This is a genomic window from Myxococcus llanfairpwllgwyngyllgogerychwyrndrobwllllantysiliogogogochensis, from assembly GCF_006636215.1.
Taxonomy (GTDB): Bacteria; Myxococcota; Myxococcia; order Myxococcales; family Myxococcaceae; genus Myxococcus; species Myxococcus llanfairpwllgwyngyllgogerychwyrndrobwllllantysiliogogogochensis.
On sequence record NZ_VIFM01000731.1, the window covers coordinates 1 to 469 of the forward strand.

General features: G+C 69.3%; 1 protein-coding gene. It reads left to right on the plus strand.

Annotated elements, in window-relative coordinates:
- Positions 1-469, plus strand: a 469-nt coding sequence (locus FJV41_RS55665; protein ID WP_281291671.1) for a TolC family protein, incomplete at both ends; no start/stop codon positions are given.

Consider the following 469-nt stretch of genomic DNA (forward strand, 5'->3'; position numbering starts at 1 on the left):
GGCATGGACCGCTTCAGCCTGAGCCGGGAATCCATGACCATGCAGCGCCTGGCGCTGATGCAGGAAGTTCCCAACCGGGCCAAGCGCGATGCGCAGATTGCAGGCGCTCAGGCCAGGGTCGCGCGCGAAAGCGCCGCCTTGGCCTCCCAGCGGCTGGCGCTTCGCCAAGAGTTGAGCCAGGCCTGGATCCTTGCGCAGGCCATCGAACAGCGCGATGAACTGCTGGCCGAAATGCTGACGCAGAACCAGCGGCTGCAGGACACCATGGCGGTGCGCATCGCCGGCGGCTCTGCAGCCGCTGGCGATCTGCTGGTGGCGCGCCAAGAGGCGCTAGCCCTGGCGGATCGCAGGGACGACTTGCAGCGCGACCGTGCGCGGGCCAGATCGGCCTTGCGGCGCTGGGTGGGCACGCGAGCCACTGAGCAGTTGCAGGGCGCCCCCGGTCCGCTGAGCCGCACAGTGGAGCAAC